We start from the raw sequence: 17,841 nt of genomic DNA, 5'->3' as shown, positions 1-17,841 counted from the left end.
TAGACTTCTGACTGCCTGCGCCACCGCCGAGCGCTCCTTTGCCCCAGGTTTCAGAACATGGTCCTTGCCTCGACTCTTCTGCGCACTCACTCGCCGCGCGCCATTGTGCTGGCCGCAGGCCGGGGCGAGCGCATGCGCCCTCTGACCGACGCCACCCCCAAGCCCCTGCTTGAGGTGCAAGGCCGCCCGATGATCGAGTGGCACCTGCTGGCCCTGGCCCGTGCGGGCGTGCAAGAGGTGGTCATCAACACCGCCTGGCTGGAAGAACAATTCCCCGCCACCTTGGGCGACGGTAGCCGCTTTGGCCTGCACCTGCACTACAGCCACGAGGGCCGCGACCATGGCGGCGCGTTGGAAACGGCTGGCGGCATTGCCAAGGCGCTGCCTTGGTTGGCGCCCCAAGGCGATGAGGTGTTTTGGGTGGTGTCTGGCGATGTGCTGCTGCCCGGCTTTGCCTTTGCCGCGCAAGACGCTGAGACCTTGGCTGCCAGCGACCGCGTGGGCGAACTGTGGTTGGCCCCCAATGCACCGCACCACCCCCAGGGGGACTTCGCCATTACCGCGCAGGGCTTAGCTTCGAGCCAAGGCGAGCCCAAGCTCACCTGGGCGAGTGTGGGCCTGTTCAAGCCCCAGCCCTTTGCCCACATCACCCCCGGCACCCGCCTAGCCTTGCGGCCGATTCTGGAACAAGCCATTGCCCAAGGTCGCCTTGGTGCCCGCCGTTGGCAAGGCCGCTGGACGGATGTTGGCCGCCCAGAGACCCTGGCCGCCGTGAATGCCGAGCCTTCGCTTTACGCCGCATATGACTGACGCCACCCACGCTCTACCGCCTTCGCCCCGTCCGCAGCCGATCCGCTTGGCCGTGATCGGCGCAGGCCCCGTGGGCCTCGCCTTAGCCCTGCTGGCTGCGCGCCGCTGGCCCCAAGCCCTGGTCACGGTGTTTGATGCCCGCCCGGCCGACAAAGACGTGTCGGGCGACCCGCGCACCCTCGCGCTGTCGCTGGGCTCCATCCAATTGCTGCAGCAACTGCAGGTGTGGCCCGCTGAGCACGCTCAGGCCATCACCGAGGTACATGTGTCACAAGCGCCCCCCACCATGGACCTGGGTGGTGTGCAGCCCGAGGTGCTGATCCGCGCCGCCGACGAAGGTGTGCCACAACTGGGCGCAGTGCTGCGCTATGGCCAAGTGGTGGCGCCGCTGCAGGCCGCTTGGGCGGCCACCTGTGCGGCTCACCCTGAGCGTTATCACCTGCGCTTTGGCACCCCGGTGAAGGGCCTGAAAGACGTGCTGGGAGGCGTTGAGGTGGACGCCGATGTGGCCGAAACCTTCGACTTGGCCGTGGTGGCCGAAGGTGGTGTGTTTGCCGAGCAAGCCCGCAAGGCCGTGACGCACGATTACCAGCAAACTGCCTGGGTCGGCACCGTCACCCTGCAGCCGCCGCAGCAAGGCGTGGGCGCCAGCCCAGGCAGCGCGTTTGAACGCTTCACGCGCCAAGGCCCGGTCGCCCTGTTGCCGCTGCCTCCCGGCCCCCACACCTTGCCCGGCCAGCGCCAGGCCTCGCTGGTGTGGTGCGTGCCCACAGGCGACGACCCGGTGGCCGAGTTGAACGACAACCAGCGCATTGCAGTGCTGCAAAGCCTCATTCCGCCGCAAGCCGGCACCTTGAAGGCCATCACGCCGCTGAAGCAATTTGCGCTGGGCCTGAACGCCGAACGCAGCTTGGTAAGCGGCCGCACCGTGCGCATTGGCAATGCGGCCCAGACCCTGCACCCGGTGGCCGGCCAAGGCCTGAACCTGGGCCTGCGCGATGCCTATGCCCTGGTGCAAGCCCTGCGCCAAAGCAGCGACCTGGACAGCGCCTTGCGCCGCGTGGCCTGGAGCCGCAACCCCGACCGCTGGAGCATGATCGCCGCCACCGATTTTCTGGCCCGCAGCTTCACCTGGCGCTGGCCTGGCCTCGCAGCCGCACGCGGCTTGGGGCTGGCAGCGCTGCAGGCCCTGCCGCCGGTGAAGTCGGCGTTGGCGCGGCAGATGATGTTTGGGCGGCGGTGAGCAGACGCTCACTGGTACCAGTCTAGGCCCAGATATGCACGGGGGCCTTGTCCGCCGCCCGCAGTTACGCCCCAGCGCAGCACCTGCTGGTCTGCGCTGCGCCACAGCACTTCCAGCTTGCTACAGCCACCTTGCGCAGTGGCAATGCGGCAGGCAGGCCGCCAGTCGGCCGTCAGGTGCCATTTCGGTGTAAGGTTCAGCATCAGCCCTAAGCGCGGTAGCACCTGAACCTGTTGACCGGATGCCTCCAGCTGAGCCAGACCATAGGCGGTGGCATGCGAGCCCCAGCGCAAGCCTTTGCCCCAACCGAGTTCGACGGCGGAGCGCAAAGACGGCTCATGAGCCTCTCCCTCGCTCGCTGCGCCAACGCGCCGATGGGCGCCAAGGCGAATCGCCCACACCCACTCTTGCTCACCCGGCAGCGATCGCGCACTGAGGGGGATTCGCAACACGCTGATCGCGGTGAGATGCTCCTGCCTGGGCCGCTGCGCATCGGCCCAGCTCAGCGCAAGTTCGGCCATCTTGAACTCACCCCCTTCAAGTGCATTGAATCCTCCGGCCTCCATGTGCACGGGCGCCCAGGTCAGGCTGGCTCTCGACACTTCACGCCCGCCTGTCGCCACGCCAAGCCCCCAGCGCATCGGTGCTGTCCCAGCTGCCGGCGAGGGCACCGCCGTGGGGATCACTTTTGGCGACCCCACAGACATCCCCAACCGAGCAAGAAGGGCCTGATTCTTGAGCGCCTTCCCCTCAGCCTGAGCGTGCTGGCTGCCCGCAGGGTCCTTCCAAGCGGCCCAGGCCAACACCGCCTCAAGCAGGCGCTTCTTGGCAGGCTCCGCAGACAGGCGTTGCAGGGCTGAATTCAATTCCGTTTGCTGGTCAATCACCCGCTCGAACTCAGCGCGCTCGTCATCGCTCAACGCAGCGATCTGCGCGTGAAGCAGGCGTGCCGCCGAGGGCTCAAACTGCACTGGGCCTAGCCGTTCCAGCAGATCGGGGTGGGTCGAGAACCGCTGCACCAACTCAACAGGGATGTACCAAGGATCTCCCCCCTTTCGCCGCAAAGATTGTGGCAGCGCCAACTCCAGCAACTCAGCCATCCGCCAAGCGCAGTTTTGGCTGAAAAAATAGTAGGTGAATCGGCGCCCAACCAGCTCCCACATATGGGACACCACCAACCATTGCTGTGCTTGCGTGAGCTTCAGGTCGTAGGTCCAGAAGTCGCGATTTTCCGTGCGCGAATAGACACGGTCGTGCTCCAAAAACTCGCGCTCGGTAAAGCCTGCAACATAGCGGCCGGTGATGCCGCGATAGATGTAGAGAAGCGGGTTTTCATTGGGCGGCACCAATGCACCAAAGTTGATGCCCAGGTCTGTCAAGCCGCCACTGGAGGCATTCGTGTGTGTGGCCACCCGAATCAGTGAGTGTCCAAAGGCCGACGCGGGGTTGCCGAAGTAGCCACTGACCAGAATGACCTGCAGGCTCTTGATGTCATCTAAGTCCACCCAACGCTGAAGGGCTCGGCAGCGTGCATCTGGCCGATGTGTGCTGGGCAACTCTAGCGCAGACAGCAGCCACAGATGGCGGGCGGGAAATCGGCAGCGCGCGTGACTGTCAGGGTCAAGCTCAGACACGGGCTTGCTAAGGGCCAGCAAGGTGGCTTGCAGCTCCGCAGAAGGGTCGCGACGCCCCACTGGGCTGAGGAAGAAGTCGTCATCGACAATGTGGCTGCCGCCCCCCTCAAGTGGCCGATTCAGCAGCAACTGCCACTGGCGTTGTTGCGCCAATCCTAGTGTCTGCGCTCTGGCTTGGAGCTTAGCCACAGCGTCTGGGGTGATGGGATCAGCACCTGCCGCTTGACTCCATACGGGGGCATGCCCCAAAGCCAGTAACAGGCACAAACCAAGGGCTCGCATCCACACCGTACCTACAGCCATCATTACACTTTGGTTCGCACAAAAATGAATCGGCCTCGTCGATCAGACGAGGCCGAGAGTCTAGGGCTCATCGCTGCATAAGTGCAGCGTCAGCTTCAGACTGTGCAGGATGCCTTGGCGCTGGTGTTCACCACATCAAACAGGTTGCCTGCCTTGACGTTCAGAGGCTGAGCGGTGTAGCCAGGCTTTGCAGCCAGGGACGAAAAGTCCTTACGCACTGCAGCGTTGAATGCTTCTGCTTGGACGCCTTGGCAACCTGCTGCAGCTTGCAGAGCCGTCAGGTACTGGCCTTCGCCGCGTGCCAGGTCGTTTTCAACTTGGGCATAGGAATTGATCAGCAGGCTGGCCACTTTCTTCTTGCCGCCAGCGCAGGACTCTTCAGACGACAGACCCGAAGAAACAGCGGTCGTGCCCCAGTCCCAGGTGATGTTGGTCACCACGGCCACCGTCGTGCGGGTGCCTTCAGATTCAATGCCTTGAGCAATCAAGGCGCCCAAGCCGCAATCCACGTACGAGGAAGCGAAGTCCTTCGCAGCAACACCCGTGGACAGGCCGCAGGCCAAAGCGGCGAAAGCCGACACAACAACAAGCTTCTTCATAACTAATTTCCTTTGAATCAATCCAATCCGACCTCGCGGACTTCTCCCCCAATGAGAGGCAATCAGTATATTTAAAGGTGCTCGACTTTGGTGCTACCTGTTGCGGGCACCCCTCAATACTAGGATAAGTCCGACTTGAGAAACAAGTCCCGATCCGGCGCAAAGTTGGCATACAGCGGTAGCATCGCGCCGCCCAGGGCTCGGGCGTCGGAGCCGATGACTCCGGGTTGCACCAAGGGGGGCACGACGCCCTCCCAGTTGGTGCGGGCGGAGGCCGCATGGACCTCTGCCAAGAGGGCGGCGAGCATTTCGCGGCTGAAGCTGCCGTCGATGATGGCGCCTTCCAGGTCGAGCAGGCAGGCTGCACTGTTGATGGCATGCGCAATGGCCGCCGCTGCTTGGCGCAGCCAGATCTCGGTGTGCTCCAGCCAAGGGGCTTGGAGGGCGCGTTCGTCTTGCGCGGCTTCCGGGTCCAAGCCGGCTTGGGTGTAAAGCGTCTCCAGCGTCAGCAAGGAGGCCACGGCCAAGAGTTGGGCCGGGCTTTTGCGCGTGCCGGGTGCGGTCATGCCCAAAGGCAGCGAGCCCACGGCGCCGGCATTGCCGTGCAAGCCGGCGTGCAAGTGGCTGTCGATGACCAAGCCACCGCCGATGAATGTGTCGACAAACAGATAAAGGTAGCTGCGTACGCTGCGGCCGCGCCCAGCGACCAGCTCGGCCACGCAGGCGGCGGCCGTGTCTTTCATGAAAGTGGCGGGCAGGCCGGTGCGGCGCTCGACCTCGGCGGCCAAGTCCACCAAAGTCCACGCCTGGGCGACCTCGGCAGGCAGGCCCAGCAGTTGGCGCCAGCCGCCCAGAGAGAGCGGGGCGGCCACACCAATGCCTTGCAGGCGCTCGCGCCCTTGCAGGCCTAAGCTGCGGGTGAACAGCCGCGTGCTGTGGGCGATGGCCTCCAGCACCGCAGCGGGCTCGGGGTAGAGATAGCTTTGGGTCTGGCGTTCACGCACCTGCCCGGTGAAGTCCACCAGCAGCACATCGAGGCTGCGGCGCCCGACTTTGACGCCAATCGAGAACGCGCCTTCGGGGTTGAGCATCAGCGGCACCGAAGGCTGGCCCACCTTGCCCCGCACCGGCGCGCCCTTGATCAACAGGCCTTCGTCGATCAAGCGCTTGGTGATGAGCGACACCGTTTGTGCGGTGAGGTGGGTCAGGCGCGCGATCTCGGCCCCAGGCACCGGCCCATGCAGGCGCACAGCTTGCAGCACCACGCGCTCGTTGTACTGGGCCAGGCCGCCTTGGCTGGAGCCCCGTGGCCGCAGGTGCCGCATGTCGGCTGCGGCAGCGAGGTCTGCGAGGGGCTCGGCATCAAGGGACAAGGGCTTCTCCGATCACACCCTTCTTGAGGATGAAATTGCCATAGGGCTGCAGCTCGCCGGTCAGCACGATGGCAAAGGCGCGGCGGGTGCGCTCATAAAACGCAAAGCGTTCTGTGGCCGCACATTGTGCCGCGCTCGCGTGGCCTTCTTGAGCCAGCATGGCGATGACAGCGCGCTGTTGTGCGCTTTGTTGGCCCTGGGGCCAAGCACAGACCTGCATATAGGCCACGGGCTGCTCGACCGCCGCATCCAGGGGCATCAGCGCCAGCACCGCCCTGGCTAGTTGCTCAACGGTGGCACCGGGCACTTGCAAGACGGCGCAACCGGCTTCACGCGCCAAAGCGGCGGCAGTGAAGTTGGCATCGGCCAGAACGATCTCATCGCCGTGCCCCATCTCTGCCAGCACTTTGAGGAGATGTGGCGTCAGCAGAGGCGAGATGCCTTTGAGCATGTCGATAGGCCCTTTTGATCAGGCCAGGCACTCGGCCGGGAGGTTGGCGGGATCAACAGCCCCGGTCATCACCGCCACGGTGTCGCTCATGGAGATCTTCTTGGGGTTGAGCACGGCGGCCCGCTTGCCCAAGCGCGCGACATGGATGCGGTCGGCAATCTCGAACACATGCGGCATGTTGTGGCTGATGAGGATCACGGGCAGGCCTTTGTCGCGCACGCGGCGGATCAGCTCCAGCACCATATTGCCCTCCTTCACACCGAGGGCTGCCGTGGGCTCATCCAAGATCACCACATGGCGCGCAAAGGCCGCTGCGCGGGCCACGGCCACGCACTGTCGCTGGCCACCCGAAAGCGTCTCCACCGCCTGCGTCATAGAGCGAATGCCGACCTTCAGATCCGCCATGCGCTCAATGGCCGTCTCCAGCATCTTCTTTTTGTCGAGCTGGCGCAGCACCGTGCCGGCAAAGCCAGGGCGACGCAGCTCACGACCCAGAAAAAGGTTCTCGGCAATGGTCATGGCAGGCGCCACGGCCAGGTCTTGGTAGCAGCACTCAATGCCTTCACGGCGCGCGTCCATGGGGTTGCGGAATTGCACGCGCTTGCCGTCGAGCAGGATCTCGCCTTCATCGGGTACGGTGGCGCCAGAGAGCGCTTTGATGAGCGAGGATTTGCCTGCGCCGTTGTCGCCAATCACGGCCAGGATCTCACCGGCACGCAGCTCAAAATCTACGCCGTCCAGCGCAGTGACCTGGCCGTAGCGCTTGACCAAGCCTTTGGCTTGCATCACAAGCTTCTGATTCATGATCGGTCTCCTGCCGGGCCGCCCCAAGGGAGACCGCGGCCCCCTCGGGGGGTAGCGAACGAAGTGAGCTTGGGGGTCAACGTCAGGTCTCCCGCCGGGCCGCCCCAAAGGAGACTGCGGCCCCCCCGGGGGGTAGCGAACGAAGTGAGCTTGGGGGTCAACATTAGCGTGCCCCCTTGCGCGAGAGTTGATCCACGGCCACCGCCAAGATCACCAAGATGCCGGTGATCAGCACTTGGTAGACAGAGGACACGCCCATCAAAGTCAGGCCGTTGCGCAGCACGCCCACCACGATGGCGCCGGCCAAGGTGCCCAGGATGACACCGCGCCCGCCAAACAAGCTGGTGCCGCCCAGCACCACGGCGGTGATGGCGTCCAGGTTTTCAGTTTGGCCACCGTTCGGGTCGCCCACGCCGGTGCGGGCCACGGTCAGCAGCGAGGCAATGCCATAGAACAAGCCCGCCAACACATACACACTCAGCAGCACGCGGTCGGTCGGGATGCCCACCAAACGCGTCGCTTCGGGGTTGTTGCCCACGGCATAGACATGGCGGCCCGAGGCCGTGTCGCGCAGCCAGTACCAAGTGACGAGGTAGAGCGCCACCATCAGCACCACGCCGTAGGCGATTTGGCTCTCTCCCACGCTGAAAGTATTGCCCAGCCACAGCATGCTGTCGGGCACGTTGGTGACCGTCTGAGCCGACGAGTAGAGCTGGGTGATGGCGAAGGCAATGTTGAAGGTGCCCAACGTGACGATGAAGGGCGGCAGCTTGATGCGGGTGACCAAGAGGCCGTTGATGAGGCCAAACAAGGTGGTCACGGCGATGCCGCACATGATGGCCAACGAGGGCGGCAAGCCAAAGTCAGCCGCGAACTTGGTCATGATGATGCTGCCCAGCGCCATCACCATGCCGCAAGACAAATCAATGCCAGCGGTAAGGATGATCAGGGTCTGGCCGATGGCGATGACGCCCACCACCATGACCTGTTGCAGGATCAGCGCGAAGTTGGCCGCAGTGAAGAAATTGTCGGTGGTCACACCGAAGACCACGCAAGCCACGGCCAGGGCGATGAAGGGCCCGAGCTGGCTCAAGGGGGGCAGCTTTTCTTTGAGTGACATGGAAGTTCCTTGGACGGACTCGGGCTGCAAACTGCGCTGCAGTGAGCCCGCAAGCGGGGCCGCGCCACACGGCGCAAGCCCTCTTGCACGCCGGGGCGTGGCCCCGGCGAATTCAGGCCTCAGGCCTTACTTGGTTCCCCAGCACAGCTCGGTGCCGGTCTTCACGTCTTTGCTGTCCACGCCGGGCACAGCCTTGCCAGCGATCAGGGTCACACCCGTGTCCACATAGCCGCTGGCCTTCTTGCCGCCCTTGGCATATTCCACACCGGCGGCCACGCCCATGGCCGCCATCTTCAGAGGGTACTGCTGCGAGGTGGCGGCGATCACGCCCTTGCCCACATCCGCCACGCCAGCGCAGCCGCCGTCCACCGAGACGATGATCACGCCCTTTTCCTTACCGGCCTTCTTCAGCGCGTTGTAGGCGCCTGCTGCGGCCGGCTCATTGATGGTGTAGACGACGTTGATGGCGGGGTCCTTCTGCAGGCAGTTCTCCATCGCGGTTTGGCCCTTGGCTTGGTTGCCGTCGGTATCAGCCGCGCACACGGTTTCGGGGGTGGAGGACAGCACGTTGGACTTGGCGTCATTGGCCTTCAAGCCAAAGCCCGTCATGAAGCCGTTGTGACGCTGGGCGCCCACCGGGTGGCCGGGGAAGAGGTCGAGCATGGCGATCTTGGCGGGCTTGTTGCCCAAAGCAGCCTTGGCGTACTGGCCGATCAGCACGCCGGCCTTGTAGTTGTCGGTGGCAAACAGGGCGTCTGCGCCTTCAAACGGGCTGTCCAGCGCGATCACTTGCACACCCTTGGCTTGGGCCTTCTTGACGGCCGGGATGATGGCGTCGCCGCTGGAGGTGATCAGGATGGTCTTGGCCCCTGCGGTGACCATGTTCTCAATGGCGGTGATCTGTGCGGCGGTGTCGCCGTCCTTCTTGCCCGACGCCGTCATCAGCTTGGCGCCCAGCTTCTTGGCTTCAGCTTGCGCGCCTTCCTTCATCTTCACGAAGAAGGGGTTGGTCTCGGTCTTGGTGATCAGGCCGATGACGGGCTCGCCCGCTGCAAAAGCGGGTGCAGCCAGAGCGGCCGCAGCGGCCAGGGCAAAAGCGGACAGAGTGCGGTTCATGTGTGTCTCCTGAAGGGTCATCAAGCCGCTGTGGCGCGGCGCGAGCTGGGGGTTGTGAGAAGGTCACGCCGCCCGTGGTGGTGAGGGGCTCACCCGCTGACGTCAGCGCTGGCTGGATTGTGAAACCGGATGGTTAAATAAATCAAGTGGATTGATTAATGGAAAACCCCAGTGGGCCAACAGAGGGCTCTTGGGCAGGATGCGAGCCTTCCATCCGCACGTGCTTGGGCCTTGTTGCGCCTGCGCACTGCACCCTGAACAACGAAAGTGAAGCACCATGTTTGTCGTCTGTGGCGAGGCCTTGTTTGATGTGTTCGCAGCCGGGGACACCCCCACCGGCATGATGCTGGACGCCCGCATTGGTGGCTCGCCCTTCAATGTGGCGGTGGGCCTGTCTCGGCTGGCTCAACCCGTGGCCTTTTTGGGTGGTGTCTCCAGGGGCTTTCTGGGCGACCGCCTGGGCGCAGCCTTGAAGGCCGAGGGCATTGCCCCGGACTGCGTGCAATGGCTGGACGCGCCCACCACGCTGAGCCTGATTGGCGTGGATGCAAGCGGCGTGCCCTCTTACAGTTTTTACGGTGCGGGCTGCGCTGACCGCTTGTTGCCCATGAGCGCGCTGGACACCCTGCCGGCCGCTACGCAAGCCATTCACTTTGGCTCTTACGCCATGGTGGTGGAGCCGGTGGCCAGCGTGCAGCGCGCGCTGGTGGAGCGCGAGCATCAGCGTCGCGTCATTGCCTATGACCCGAATGTGCGCCTGAATGTGGAACCCGCGCTGGAGCGCTGGCGCGAGACGCTGGACTGGATGGCCGCCCGCACCCACCTGCTGAAGGTGAGCGACGAAGACTTGGGCCTGCTTTACCCCGGCATGCCCTTTGCCGACTTGGCCGCCCGCTGGCGGGCCGCAGGCGTGCGCGCCGTGGTGGTGACGCGCGGTGGCGAAGGCGCCTTGGCTTGGACGGCAGCCGGTGCTTTTGAAGTGGCCCCGGTGCGCACCACCGTCATCGACACGGTGGGTGCAGGCGACACCTTCCAAGCCGCCATGCTGACCCGTTTGGCCGAGCTGGGCGCCCTGAGCCCCGAGGGCTTGAGCACCCTGTCTCTGCAAGCCTGGCAGGGCGTGCTGGCCTTTGCCGCCCAAGCCGCCGCCATCACCTGCGGGCGGCGGGGGGCGGACTTACCACGGCGGGCCGAGTTGCCTTGAAGGCGCCTTGCGCCGCCCACGCCGCGCTGTTCAGTCTTTACTTCAGCACTTCAGCCATGGCCTGCGCGGTGCGCTCTACGTTGCGGCTGTTCAAGCCGGCCACGCAAATCCGGCCCGAACGCACCAGATAGACGCCGAACTCCTCGCGCAGGCGGTCCACCTGAGCGGGCGACAAGCCGGTGTAGCTGAACATGCCGCGCTGCGTCAGGAAGTAGCTGAAATCGCGGCCGGGCACCTTGGCGCTGACGATGGCATGCAACTGCTCGCGCATCTGGCGGATGCGCACGCGCATCGCATCCAACTCCTCGCCCCACTGCTTGAACAAGGCCGGGTCGTTCAGGATGGTGGCCACCAGTTGGCCGCCATGCAGCGGCGGGTTCGAATAGTTGCGGCGAACGGTGAACTTGAGCTGGCCCAGCACCAACTCAGCCTGAGCCTTGTCGGGGCACACCACCGACAGCGCGCCACAGCGCTCGCCATAGACCGACAAGCTCTTAGAGAACGAGTTGGCGACGAAGAAAGACAAGCCCGCATCGGCCAGCGCGCGGATGGCATAGGCGTCTTCCACCATGCCGTCGCCAAAGCCTTGATAGGCAATGTCCAAGAAGGCGATCAGGCCGCGCTCGCGCAGCACCGGGATCAGCGCGTCCCATTGGGCAGCAGTCAGGTCCACGCCAGTCGGGTTGTGGCAGCAGGCGTGCAAGAGCACCACACTCTTGGCGGGCAAGCCTTGCAAGGTCTGCAGCAGCGCGTCAAAGCGCAGGCCGCCGGTGGCCGGGTCGTAATACGGATAAGTGTTGACCGTCAGGCCCGAGCCTTCAAACACCGCGCGGTGGTTGTCCCAGGTCGGGTCACTCACCCAAACGGCGCTGCCGGGGAACCAACGGGCAATGAAATCGGCCCCCACCTTCAAGCCGCCCGAAGAGCCCACGGTTTGAATGGTGGTCACGCGGCCTGCCTTCAGGGCCGCATGCTCGGCGCCGAACAGCAGGTTTTGCACACCGCTGCGAAAGGCCGCCAAGCCTTCCATCGGCAGATAAGGCTTAGGGCCGACATTGGCCGCCATGCGCCGCTCGGCCTCTTGCACCACGCCCATCACCGGGATGCGCCCAGCATCGTCAAAGTAAATGCCAATCGACAGATTGATCTTGCCCTCGCGCGGGTCCTTCTGGAAGTTCTCGTTCAGGGTCAGGATGGGGTCGCCGCCATAGGGCTCGATGTGGGCAAACATGGGGTGTCTCTGTGTGTTTGGGGAAGCCCGCATTATCAGGTCCCTGGCATCAGGCGTCCCACCTCACCCACTGCCCATGCGGGTGGCTGCGCGCCACATAGCGGGCTTGCAGCTCACCTTCAGGCGCCTGCGCGGTGACCCAAAAGGTTTGGGCATGGTCCTGATCTCGGCCTACACCGTGCACCGGGGGCAGCGTCGGTGGTGAGCCAAACAGGGTGGTGGAGGTGTGCAGGTCTTCGGCGCTGACCCAGGTGGCGCGGTGGCGGCGGAGCAGGTGTTGCAGGGTGCTGCGGTGCTCGGCCAGCGCAGGGCCGCTGGCGTAGTACAGCACCCAGGTGTTGAGGATGATGGGCCAGGTGTCCTTGGGCAGGCGCTCCAGCCAGGCTTCCAGCACCTGCAAGCAGCCCTGACCTGCGGGCGCTTGATGTAAGGCGGCGGGGTGCGCGCGGGCCAGGGCGATGGCGGCATCCAAGCGCTGGCGTCGGACGGTGTCGCTGGGCCAAAGACAAGCTCGCAGCCAGCGCACCGCCTCTGGCTGATGGAGGTCGATCAAGGCAGGGTCCACCCCGGCGCGGTGGGTCAGCTCAAAGGCGGTGGGTGCGTCGGCGTGAGGCGGCCAAGGGCCGATGAGTTCGCAACTGAGCTGCGGCGCATCGGGCCCTGTCGCTGGGTGGCTGGTTTGGCGGCCGGGCAAACGCGGCGAGCGCAGCGTCATACCCATCCAGGGCAGGCCCAGGTTCAGGCCGGCGCTGCAGCCGAAGTCGAACAAGGCCATGCGCACCGGCTCGGTGCTGCCCAGGGGCCGTCGGGCGCGCGTCAAGTCTTGCAGTAGCAGCCACAGCACGGCGCAGCGCCCCACCTCATTGGTTTGGGTGCTGCGGGTTCGCACCGAGTGGGCGAGGGTGGCGGCATGGGCTTGCAGGAAGTCTTCCAAGGCTGTGTCCAAGCCGGCGTCATCAGGGGCGCGCGTGCCGCCTGCGCTGGCAAACCATGCGCCCAATGCGGACGGTTCTGCCAAGACCTGGTCATGCATGGCGGCCAGCAGCAGGTTGGCCTTGCGCTGGGTCGGCTCGGCTGCGGCCAGCCAGCCGCAGGCTTGGCTGCTTTGCGCCAGCCGCTCGCACAAGCGCTGGTATAGCGGCTCTTCAGGGCAATGGTGTTGGCCAAAGTCGCGCAACAGGGAAGCGATGTCGTGGTCACTCATGGCGATGTAGCCTAAACCCAAGGCGCATGCTCAAATGTCAAGTCTTTGACATTCATCCCCAACGCGAGACCGTGCCAGCCGCTGCCCTCCTTCACCCTGCCGACTGGCTGATTGATTTGGCCTGCCCGGTGCGCTGGACGCCTGCACAACGCCAGCAATTGCAGCGCTTGGTGCCGCTCAAGCGGGTGGCCACGGGGCGCTTGGCCTTTGTGCAAGGGGCCGCGGTGTCGGCGCTCTATGGCGTGCAGAGTGGCTTGCTGGCGGCGCGCTTTCAAGGGGTGGACGGCCAAACCTCTGTGCTGGCGCAATTGCCCGCTGGCGAGCTGTTCGGCTTGGCGGCCTTTGCCACGGCCCGCCCTTCCAGCTACGAAGCCCAAGCCCTGCAGTCCAGCCAGCTTTGGGTGTTTGGACCCGAGGCTTATGTCTGGCTGATGGACGAAGTACCCGGCTTTGCGCGCTGGCTGATGGCAGAGTTCGCCCGGCGCTTTGATGGCAACTTGCAGCTCTTGCAAGCGGCTCGCCACCGCAGCGCATTGGAGCGCGTGGGCACGGTGCTGCAGGCGGCTGTTCATGCGCAAGGGGATGCGGCGAAGGCACCAGATGGCGCGCTGCGATTGGCCATCACTCAGACGCAGATCGCCGAGCAAGCGGGGCTGAGCCGCCAAACCGTCAGTGCGGTGCTGGCTCAATTGGAGCGGGCTGGCAAGGTGCGGCGGGGCTATGGGGCCTTGCGGTGGTGGCCGTGAGACGCAAGAGCTGCCCGCATGGCGTCAGCCTGGCTAGCGCAGGCTGCCCGAAATCTCCGCCGTCACCCTCGATCAGGACGCGCGCTTGAGCGTCAGTGTGAGCTTTTGGGTAATGACATGACACGCATCTCTATTGACGGTGACCGTTCCAGATGCAGGTAGGTATCCGCTCTTCGACGCCGAGACAGCAAACACGCCACTGATTTCATTCGCAATGTTGCAGGCCCCGCTTGCACCGCATACCAAGGTTTGGGCCGCCCCGCCATCGACGCGGTAGCTCACATCTGCAGCAGCAACGGGGGCGTTCAGGTCGTCCACGATGGAGAGCACCACAGAGACCCGAGCCTCAGCGGTGCAAGCGCCTTCGTCGTCGCCACCGCCGCATGCGCTGAGTGCCAACAACACAGGAAGGCAGAGCGACTTGATGAGCGTGCTTATTGATGACGTGGTGTTCGCTGTGGTTTGAAGATTTTTCATGATGGAGATGAGGTTGGAAAGATCCTACAAATAGCGATTCCAAAGCATGTTGCGGAGCCTGTTGCCGGGGTCTAGCTTCTTCTTGAGTGCGACAAACTGAGCGGCTTCAGGATATGCGCGGGTGAATTGATCCTTGGTGGCGTGCAGGCGATACGGCAGATAGTAGCGGCCCCCATGACGCAGCGTGGCTTCCACCAGTTCACGCGTCCATGCTTCAGTCGCCTGGCTGGCAGAGTCCGTCACGCGCTGTTTGTAATACAGAACGAAGCAGAAGACTTCGGTCGGTGCCCAGGTCAGCAAGCTGGTTTTGTCGGCTGGCGCGTGCCGAATCGAGACGTTCAGTGCGCCGGTTTCTTGGCGTCTGAGGATGTCCGACATCTGCCTAACGAAGGCATGAAAATTCGCGACGGGAACGAAATACTCTTGCAGCACATAGGTTGAGATGGCTCGGCTTCTGGGCTCTAGTGAGGCGGTGTCCAAGCTGGCTTCAAAATTGCGCCAGACCACGGCAGGTTTGTCCAGCAGGGAAGACTCGACCGCGCTGCGGAGAGTGCCGCCACCCGGCAGTTCAGACACCGCCCAGATGACGTTCTGCTCTTTGGCATAGCGCAGGCCTCGCGGAACCAAACGACGCGGGTCGGTGACGGGCTTGTCGGTGCGAAGCCAACTGATGGCTGTCGGGGCATTGAAGTTTGGCGGTGACAGATCCGCGTTGTGCAAGACGACGGCACTGTTGCCGAGTACCTCTTGTCGAAACCAGGTGGGGTAGTATTCCAGCGATATCGCCTTCACCACGCGCTCAATTCGAGCGTTGTCCTCCAGGTCCAATTCGACTTCCGTGATGATGCCCAGACCACCGTAGCCCCCTACCGCAGCGCGGAAGATCTCTGCGTTCTGCTGCCGCGATGCTTCGACGACCTCGCCATTAGGCAGAACCAATTGCAGCGCCCGCACCGAGTTCACTAAAGCCCCGCGCCCCACATACCGTCCATGGCAGTTTACTGAGACCGAGCCGCCCACGGTGAAGTTGGAGTAGCTCTGCATGATCTTCACGGATTGCTCGTGCGGGTCGATATGGTCTTGGATGCTGCGCCATGTCGTACCTGCCCGAACTCTAATCGTGCGGCTTGCTGGGTTGTAGGCGACGACGCCACTCAAGCCGCGCATGTCGATGTGTAGAGAGTCGGGGGCGGCGATCTGGCCACCCATTGAATAGCGACCGCCGCCAATCGACAGCGCCCCCGGCCATGCCTTAACGGCCTTCTGCAGTTCATCAGTTGCTACGGGCTTCAGTTCACGCGCGACGGCGACTGGATTGAGGCCCGTGACATCGTTGATCAGGACGCGATGGGTATTCTGCGCAGTGGCATTCAGGCTGGTGGTCGCCAGCCCTGTGATTGCAAGTGCTTCCAGAAAATCTCTGCGGTTGGAGTTTGGATGTGTCATGGGCCTTACTTCGGTGATGCGCTGTCTGGTGCAGCGGGCCTCCACAGAAACATTTCAGCGCTGAGGAGCGCAGCCGTCACTTCGAGCAGCTCATCGATCAGGTGGCGGTGACGCAGGCGTGCAATGGCACTTGAACTCCCGCACGACTGGTGTAGCGCCTGTGCCCTCGCACTCTACAGAGCAATTGGAGTGGGTGCGCTGCTCGATGGCGTAGAACACGATGAAGAGGAGACCTACGATACCTCCGATCTTCGAGACGAGGACGGCGCGCTTCTTGACCTCTTGTCGTGTCCAGGGCCGTGTCGTTTGGAGAGTGTCTGTGAGCTGACCTCCAAAGTAGAAACGCTCACACCCGTCACACTGCAGGTAGCTGTAGTAGCGCCAGTTCAACCATGCCACCGCAGCAATGATCGCCAGCATGGCCAGCGCAGGGTGAATGAGGACCAGGCCCAGCCCCGACAGCACAATGGCAATGAGTATGGGCAGCAGTGGCATCCGAAACTTCGGCGACTCTGCCTTGAGGCTCAGCCACTCAGGATGTGAGATGGTTCTGGAGAGTCCAGCGCCACAGGCCGGACACTTATAGCGACGCAAGGGCATTGTCTTGAAGGGCCTGTGCTTGGTGGAGGCTATGGCTTTCACTGCTGTACGCTTGCACCCAAGGTCGGGTTCCCGGGACTTCAGTTCGCGTGGCCTGGCGCGCCGAGGGTGAGAGCCCGTTCATTGTCGCGGGAGTTTGGTGAGGCGCACAGTTTGTGCTTGGCAACTGGCAACTGGCTGCGATGGACCATCACCCAGACCCAGATCGCCGAACAAGCCGGGCTGAGCCGCCAACCGGTCAGTGCGCTGTTGGCGCAACTGGAGCAGGCGGGTAAGGTGCGGCGGGGCTATCGGGCTTTGCTGTGGTGGGGGAGGTTTGACGCTACGCGCTTAAGGAGCGCGCCTTGAATCACACGCCGCTATGCAATCTGAAATGACTCTGAAGGTCGCCTTGCTCGTCGCGATGAATGGGTGGCTGCTCGCCTGCGCCAAGGCGGTGTTGAAGAGGCTGGGGTTTACTTCTTGGACCGACACCATGCCATCACTCGGGCGCGACCCGGCCAGATCGATGATGCCCAAAAGGGGGCGGGTGCCAAAAACGCAGGTCGTTACCACCGTGGGGCGCGCGATGGTTGCCATGTCCGTTTCTGAGGCAGTCAGCGCGCCGCACTCGCCCGTGAGCCATCGAAATGCGCGCCAACCCGCCACCCTGCGACTCAGCGCCATTGAGTGCATGGGCGAGGCCACCAGAATGAGGTGGCAAGGCTGGCCGGCCCTTGCAATTTGGGGGACTGCCATCCTGGCCAACACACCGCCAAAGGAGTACCCCACCAGCACATAAGGGCCCCGGGCTGCGAGTGAGTGGAGCTGGGCTTCGAGCCGCCCTTGAATCTGGGCGAGCGTCTCGCGTGAGGGGTGATAGCCAAAGTAAAGGGCTTCGACACCCAGTTTGGCGACTTGCCTCAGCAGTGCGGCTCTGAAAATACTTCGGCCGCCGATGCCATCGATGAAAAGAAGTTGGAGCATTCGCTTGTCTGCATGCGGGTCAATATTCAGTGCCGCCGCAAGCATTCTGTTCCATCATGGCGATCAGCAAGATACCCGCGCCTTTCTAGAATCATCTCCTATGCTCCATCACCTCTCCCTCGGTGTTCGAAACCTCGCCCATGCGGCAGCGTTCTACGATGCCTTGCTCGCCCCGCTGGGTTTTCGGCGAGTGTTTGAAGACGAAACCGCCGTGGGCTACGGCTGGGAAGACGGCAAGGACAAGCTGTGCCTGAAGCTGCGTGACAAGGCCTCAGCGCCAGGCGCAGGTTTTCATGTGGCCTTCAGCGCGCCCAACCGTGTGGCGGTTGCACAGGCCCATGCTGCTGCATTGCAAGTGGGCGGCCGTGACAACGGTGCGCCGGGCTTAAGGCCGCACTATGGCGCGCATTACTTCGCCGCTTTCTTGATCGACCCCGACGGTCATGCCATCGAAGTCGTGATCAACACCCCGTCCTAGTGCATGAAGGCAAGTGGTACCTATCCACTGCAGGAT

At 63.6% G+C, this 17,841-nt stretch carries 19 protein-coding genes; 6 read left to right on the top strand and 13 right to left on the bottom strand.

Annotation, left to right across the window (positions count from 1 at the left end; genetic code table 11):
* Positions 1-57 precede the first annotated feature (57 nt).
* Together murU and ACIQ3Q_RS01735 are read left to right on the top strand one after the other, a co-directional pair.
* Positions 58-810: an N-acetylmuramate alpha-1-phosphate uridylyltransferase MurU gene (gene murU / locus ACIQ3Q_RS01740; RefSeq protein WP_396267237.1), complete on the top strand. Its 753-nt coding sequence runs from the start codon at positions 58-60 to the stop codon at positions 808-810.
* Positions 803-2,053 (top strand): FAD-dependent monooxygenase, encoded by a 1,251-nt coding sequence (locus tag ACIQ3Q_RS01735; protein WP_396267236.1) that lies wholly within the window; start codon positions 803-805, stop codon positions 2,051-2,053. The genes murU and ACIQ3Q_RS01735 overlap by 8 nt, the downstream gene beginning before the upstream one ends.
* Positions 2,054-2,061: 8 nt before the next feature.
* Here the strand turns inward: ACIQ3Q_RS01735 and ACIQ3Q_RS01730 are convergent, their stop codons facing one another.
* From ACIQ3Q_RS01730 to ACIQ3Q_RS01700, 7 genes are all read right to left on the bottom strand, one after another.
* Positions 2,062-3,840, bottom strand: a complete 1,779-nt coding sequence (locus ACIQ3Q_RS01730; protein ID WP_396267235.1) for a DUF4105 domain-containing protein — start codon at positions 3,838-3,840, stop codon at positions 2,062-2,064.
* A gap of 245 nt (positions 3,841-4,085) precedes the next feature.
* Positions 4,086-4,589, bottom strand: coding sequence for a DUF3015 family protein (locus tag ACIQ3Q_RS01725; protein ID WP_396267234.1), 504 nt, complete (start codon positions 4,587-4,589; stop codon positions 4,086-4,088).
* Positions 4,590-4,708: 119 nt separating this feature from the next.
* Positions 4,709-5,914, bottom strand: coding sequence for an ROK family transcriptional regulator (locus tag ACIQ3Q_RS01720; protein WP_396267341.1), 1,206 nt, complete (start codon positions 5,912-5,914; stop codon positions 4,709-4,711).
* Positions 5,915-5,951: 37 nt separating this feature from the next.
* A complete protein-coding gene (locus ACIQ3Q_RS01715) occupies positions 5,952-6,413 on the bottom strand; it encodes an RbsD/FucU family protein (protein WP_396267233.1) in 462 nt (153 codons plus the stop codon).
* An 18-nt stretch (positions 6,414-6,431) separates the two neighbouring features.
* Positions 6,432-7,217 (bottom strand): ATP-binding cassette domain-containing protein, encoded by a 786-nt coding sequence (locus tag ACIQ3Q_RS01710; protein ID WP_396267232.1) that lies wholly within the window; start codon positions 7,215-7,217, stop codon positions 6,432-6,434.
* Between the two features lie 163 nt (positions 7,218-7,380).
* Positions 7,381-8,337, bottom strand: a complete 957-nt coding sequence (locus tag ACIQ3Q_RS01705) for an ABC transporter permease (protein ID WP_396267231.1) — start codon at positions 8,335-8,337, stop codon at positions 7,381-7,383.
* A gap of 126 nt (positions 8,338-8,463) precedes the next feature.
* Positions 8,464-9,453, bottom strand: a complete 990-nt coding sequence (locus tag ACIQ3Q_RS01700; protein ID WP_396267230.1) for a sugar ABC transporter substrate-binding protein — start codon at positions 9,451-9,453, stop codon at positions 8,464-8,466.
* Positions 9,454-9,730: 277 nt separating this feature from the next.
* Between ACIQ3Q_RS01700 and ACIQ3Q_RS01695 the strand changes: the two genes are divergently transcribed.
* Positions 9,731-10,657, top strand: coding sequence for a carbohydrate kinase (locus ACIQ3Q_RS01695; RefSeq protein WP_396267229.1), 927 nt, complete (start codon positions 9,731-9,733; stop codon positions 10,655-10,657).
* 37 nt (positions 10,658-10,694) lie between these two features.
* Here ACIQ3Q_RS01695 and ACIQ3Q_RS01690 read toward each other — a convergent pair whose 3' ends face one another.
* Both ACIQ3Q_RS01690 and ACIQ3Q_RS01685 read right to left on the bottom strand, forming a co-directional pair.
* Positions 10,695-11,888 (bottom strand): aromatic amino acid transaminase, encoded by a 1,194-nt coding sequence (locus ACIQ3Q_RS01690; protein WP_396267228.1) that lies wholly within the window; start codon positions 11,886-11,888, stop codon positions 10,695-10,697.
* Positions 11,889-11,937: 49 nt separating this feature from the next.
* Positions 11,938-13,092: a DUF2332 family protein gene (locus ACIQ3Q_RS01685; protein WP_396267227.1), complete on the bottom strand. Its 1,155-nt coding sequence runs from the start codon at positions 13,090-13,092 to the stop codon at positions 11,938-11,940.
* A 26-nt stretch (positions 13,093-13,118) separates the two neighbouring features.
* Between ACIQ3Q_RS01685 and ACIQ3Q_RS01680 the strand changes: the two genes are divergently transcribed.
* Positions 13,119-13,838, top strand: a complete 720-nt coding sequence (locus ACIQ3Q_RS01680; protein ID WP_396267226.1) for a Crp/Fnr family transcriptional regulator — start codon at positions 13,119-13,121, stop codon at positions 13,836-13,838.
* A gap of 72 nt (positions 13,839-13,910) precedes the next feature.
* Here ACIQ3Q_RS01680 and ACIQ3Q_RS01675 read toward each other — a convergent pair whose 3' ends face one another.
* The 3 genes from ACIQ3Q_RS01675 to ACIQ3Q_RS01665 all read right to left on the bottom strand — a co-directional run bounded on the left by ACIQ3Q_RS01675 (position 13,911) and on the right by ACIQ3Q_RS01665 (position 16,256).
* On the bottom strand, positions 13,911-14,240 hold the full coding sequence (locus ACIQ3Q_RS01675; RefSeq protein WP_396267225.1) for a hypothetical protein: 330 nt from the start codon (positions 14,238-14,240) through the stop codon (positions 13,911-13,913).
* Between the two features lie 99 nt (positions 14,241-14,339).
* Positions 14,340-15,761 carry an FAD-binding oxidoreductase gene (locus ACIQ3Q_RS01670; protein WP_396267223.1) on the bottom strand — a complete coding sequence of 474 codons (1,422 nt, stop codon included), beginning with the start codon at positions 15,759-15,761 and terminating at the stop codon, positions 14,340-14,342.
* A gap of 90 nt (positions 15,762-15,851) precedes the next feature.
* On the bottom strand, positions 15,852-16,256 hold the full coding sequence (locus ACIQ3Q_RS01665; protein ID WP_396267222.1) for a hypothetical protein: 405 nt from the start codon (positions 16,254-16,256) through the stop codon (positions 15,852-15,854).
* A 264-nt stretch (positions 16,257-16,520) separates the two neighbouring features.
* On the opposite strand from ACIQ3Q_RS01665, the gene ACIQ3Q_RS01660 reads away from it, so the two are divergent.
* Positions 16,521-16,709 carry a helix-turn-helix domain-containing protein gene (locus ACIQ3Q_RS01660; RefSeq protein ID WP_396267221.1) on the top strand — a complete coding sequence of 63 codons (189 nt, stop codon included), beginning with the start codon at positions 16,521-16,523 and terminating at the stop codon, positions 16,707-16,709.
* On the opposite strand, the gene ACIQ3Q_RS01655 is transcribed toward ACIQ3Q_RS01660, so the two are convergent.
* A complete protein-coding gene (locus ACIQ3Q_RS01655) occupies positions 16,692-17,372 on the bottom strand; it encodes a hypothetical protein (protein ID WP_396267220.1) in 681 nt (226 codons plus the stop codon). The two genes, ACIQ3Q_RS01660 and ACIQ3Q_RS01655, sit on opposite strands and share 18 nt — an antisense overlap.
* A 55-nt stretch (positions 17,373-17,427) precedes the next feature.
* Between ACIQ3Q_RS01655 and ACIQ3Q_RS01650 the strand changes: the two genes are divergently transcribed.
* Positions 17,428-17,805 carry a VOC family protein gene (locus ACIQ3Q_RS01650; RefSeq protein WP_396267219.1) on the top strand — a complete coding sequence of 126 codons (378 nt, stop codon included), beginning with the start codon at positions 17,428-17,430 and terminating at the stop codon, positions 17,803-17,805.
* Positions 17,806-17,841: the final 36 nt, after the last annotated feature.

Origin of the sequence: Ideonella sp., assembly GCF_044358605.1 — a bacterium.
GTDB lineage: Bacteria > Pseudomonadota > Gammaproteobacteria > Burkholderiales > Burkholderiaceae_C > Ideonella.
This window is presented reverse-complemented; position numbering and strand designations above follow the sequence as displayed.

Coding starts and splice junctions, on each gene's coding strand:
- ACIQ3Q_RS01670 (WP_396267223.1), bottom strand. CDS start 15,761: ATGACACATCCAAACTCCAACCGCAGAGATTTTCTGGAAGCACTTGCA.
- ACIQ3Q_RS01710 (WP_396267232.1), bottom strand. CDS start 7,217: ATGAATCAGAAGCTTGTGATGCAAGCCAAAGGCTTGGTCAAGCGCTAC.
- ACIQ3Q_RS01735 (WP_396267236.1), top strand. CDS start 803: ATGACTGACGCCACCCACGCTCTACCGCCTTCGCCCCGTCCGCAGCCG.
- ACIQ3Q_RS01665 (WP_396267222.1), bottom strand. CDS start 16,256: ATGCCACTGCTGCCCATACTCATTGCCATTGTGCTGTCGGGGCTGGGC.
- ACIQ3Q_RS01705 (WP_396267231.1), bottom strand. CDS start 8,337: ATGTCACTCAAAGAAAAGCTGCCCCCCTTGAGCCAGCTCGGGCCCTTC.
- ACIQ3Q_RS01695 (WP_396267229.1), top strand. CDS start 9,731: ATGTTTGTCGTCTGTGGCGAGGCCTTGTTTGATGTGTTCGCAGCCGGG.
- ACIQ3Q_RS01680 (WP_396267226.1), top strand. CDS start 13,119: ATGCTCAAATGTCAAGTCTTTGACATTCATCCCCAACGCGAGACCGTG.
- ACIQ3Q_RS01700 (WP_396267230.1), bottom strand. CDS start 9,453: ATGAACCGCACTCTGTCCGCTTTTGCCCTGGCCGCTGCGGCCGCTCTG.
- ACIQ3Q_RS01725 (WP_396267234.1), bottom strand. CDS start 4,589: ATGAAGAAGCTTGTTGTTGTGTCGGCTTTCGCCGCTTTGGCCTGCGGC.
- ACIQ3Q_RS01685 (WP_396267227.1), bottom strand. CDS start 13,092: ATGAGTGACCACGACATCGCTTCCCTGTTGCGCGACTTTGGCCAACAC.
- murU (WP_396267237.1), top strand. CDS start 58: ATGGTCCTTGCCTCGACTCTTCTGCGCACTCACTCGCCGCGCGCCATT.
- ACIQ3Q_RS01715 (WP_396267233.1), bottom strand. CDS start 6,413: ATGCTCAAAGGCATCTCGCCTCTGCTGACGCCACATCTCCTCAAAGTG.
- ACIQ3Q_RS01655 (WP_396267220.1), bottom strand. CDS start 17,372: ATGCTTGCGGCGGCACTGAATATTGACCCGCATGCAGACAAGCGAATG.
- ACIQ3Q_RS01720 (WP_396267341.1), bottom strand. CDS start 5,914: ATGCGGCACCTGCGGCCACGGGGCTCCAGCCAAGGCGGCCTGGCCCAG.
- ACIQ3Q_RS01650 (WP_396267219.1), top strand. CDS start 17,428: ATGCTCCATCACCTCTCCCTCGGTGTTCGAAACCTCGCCCATGCGGCA.
- ACIQ3Q_RS01690 (WP_396267228.1), bottom strand. CDS start 11,888: ATGTTTGCCCACATCGAGCCCTATGGCGGCGACCCCATCCTGACCCTG.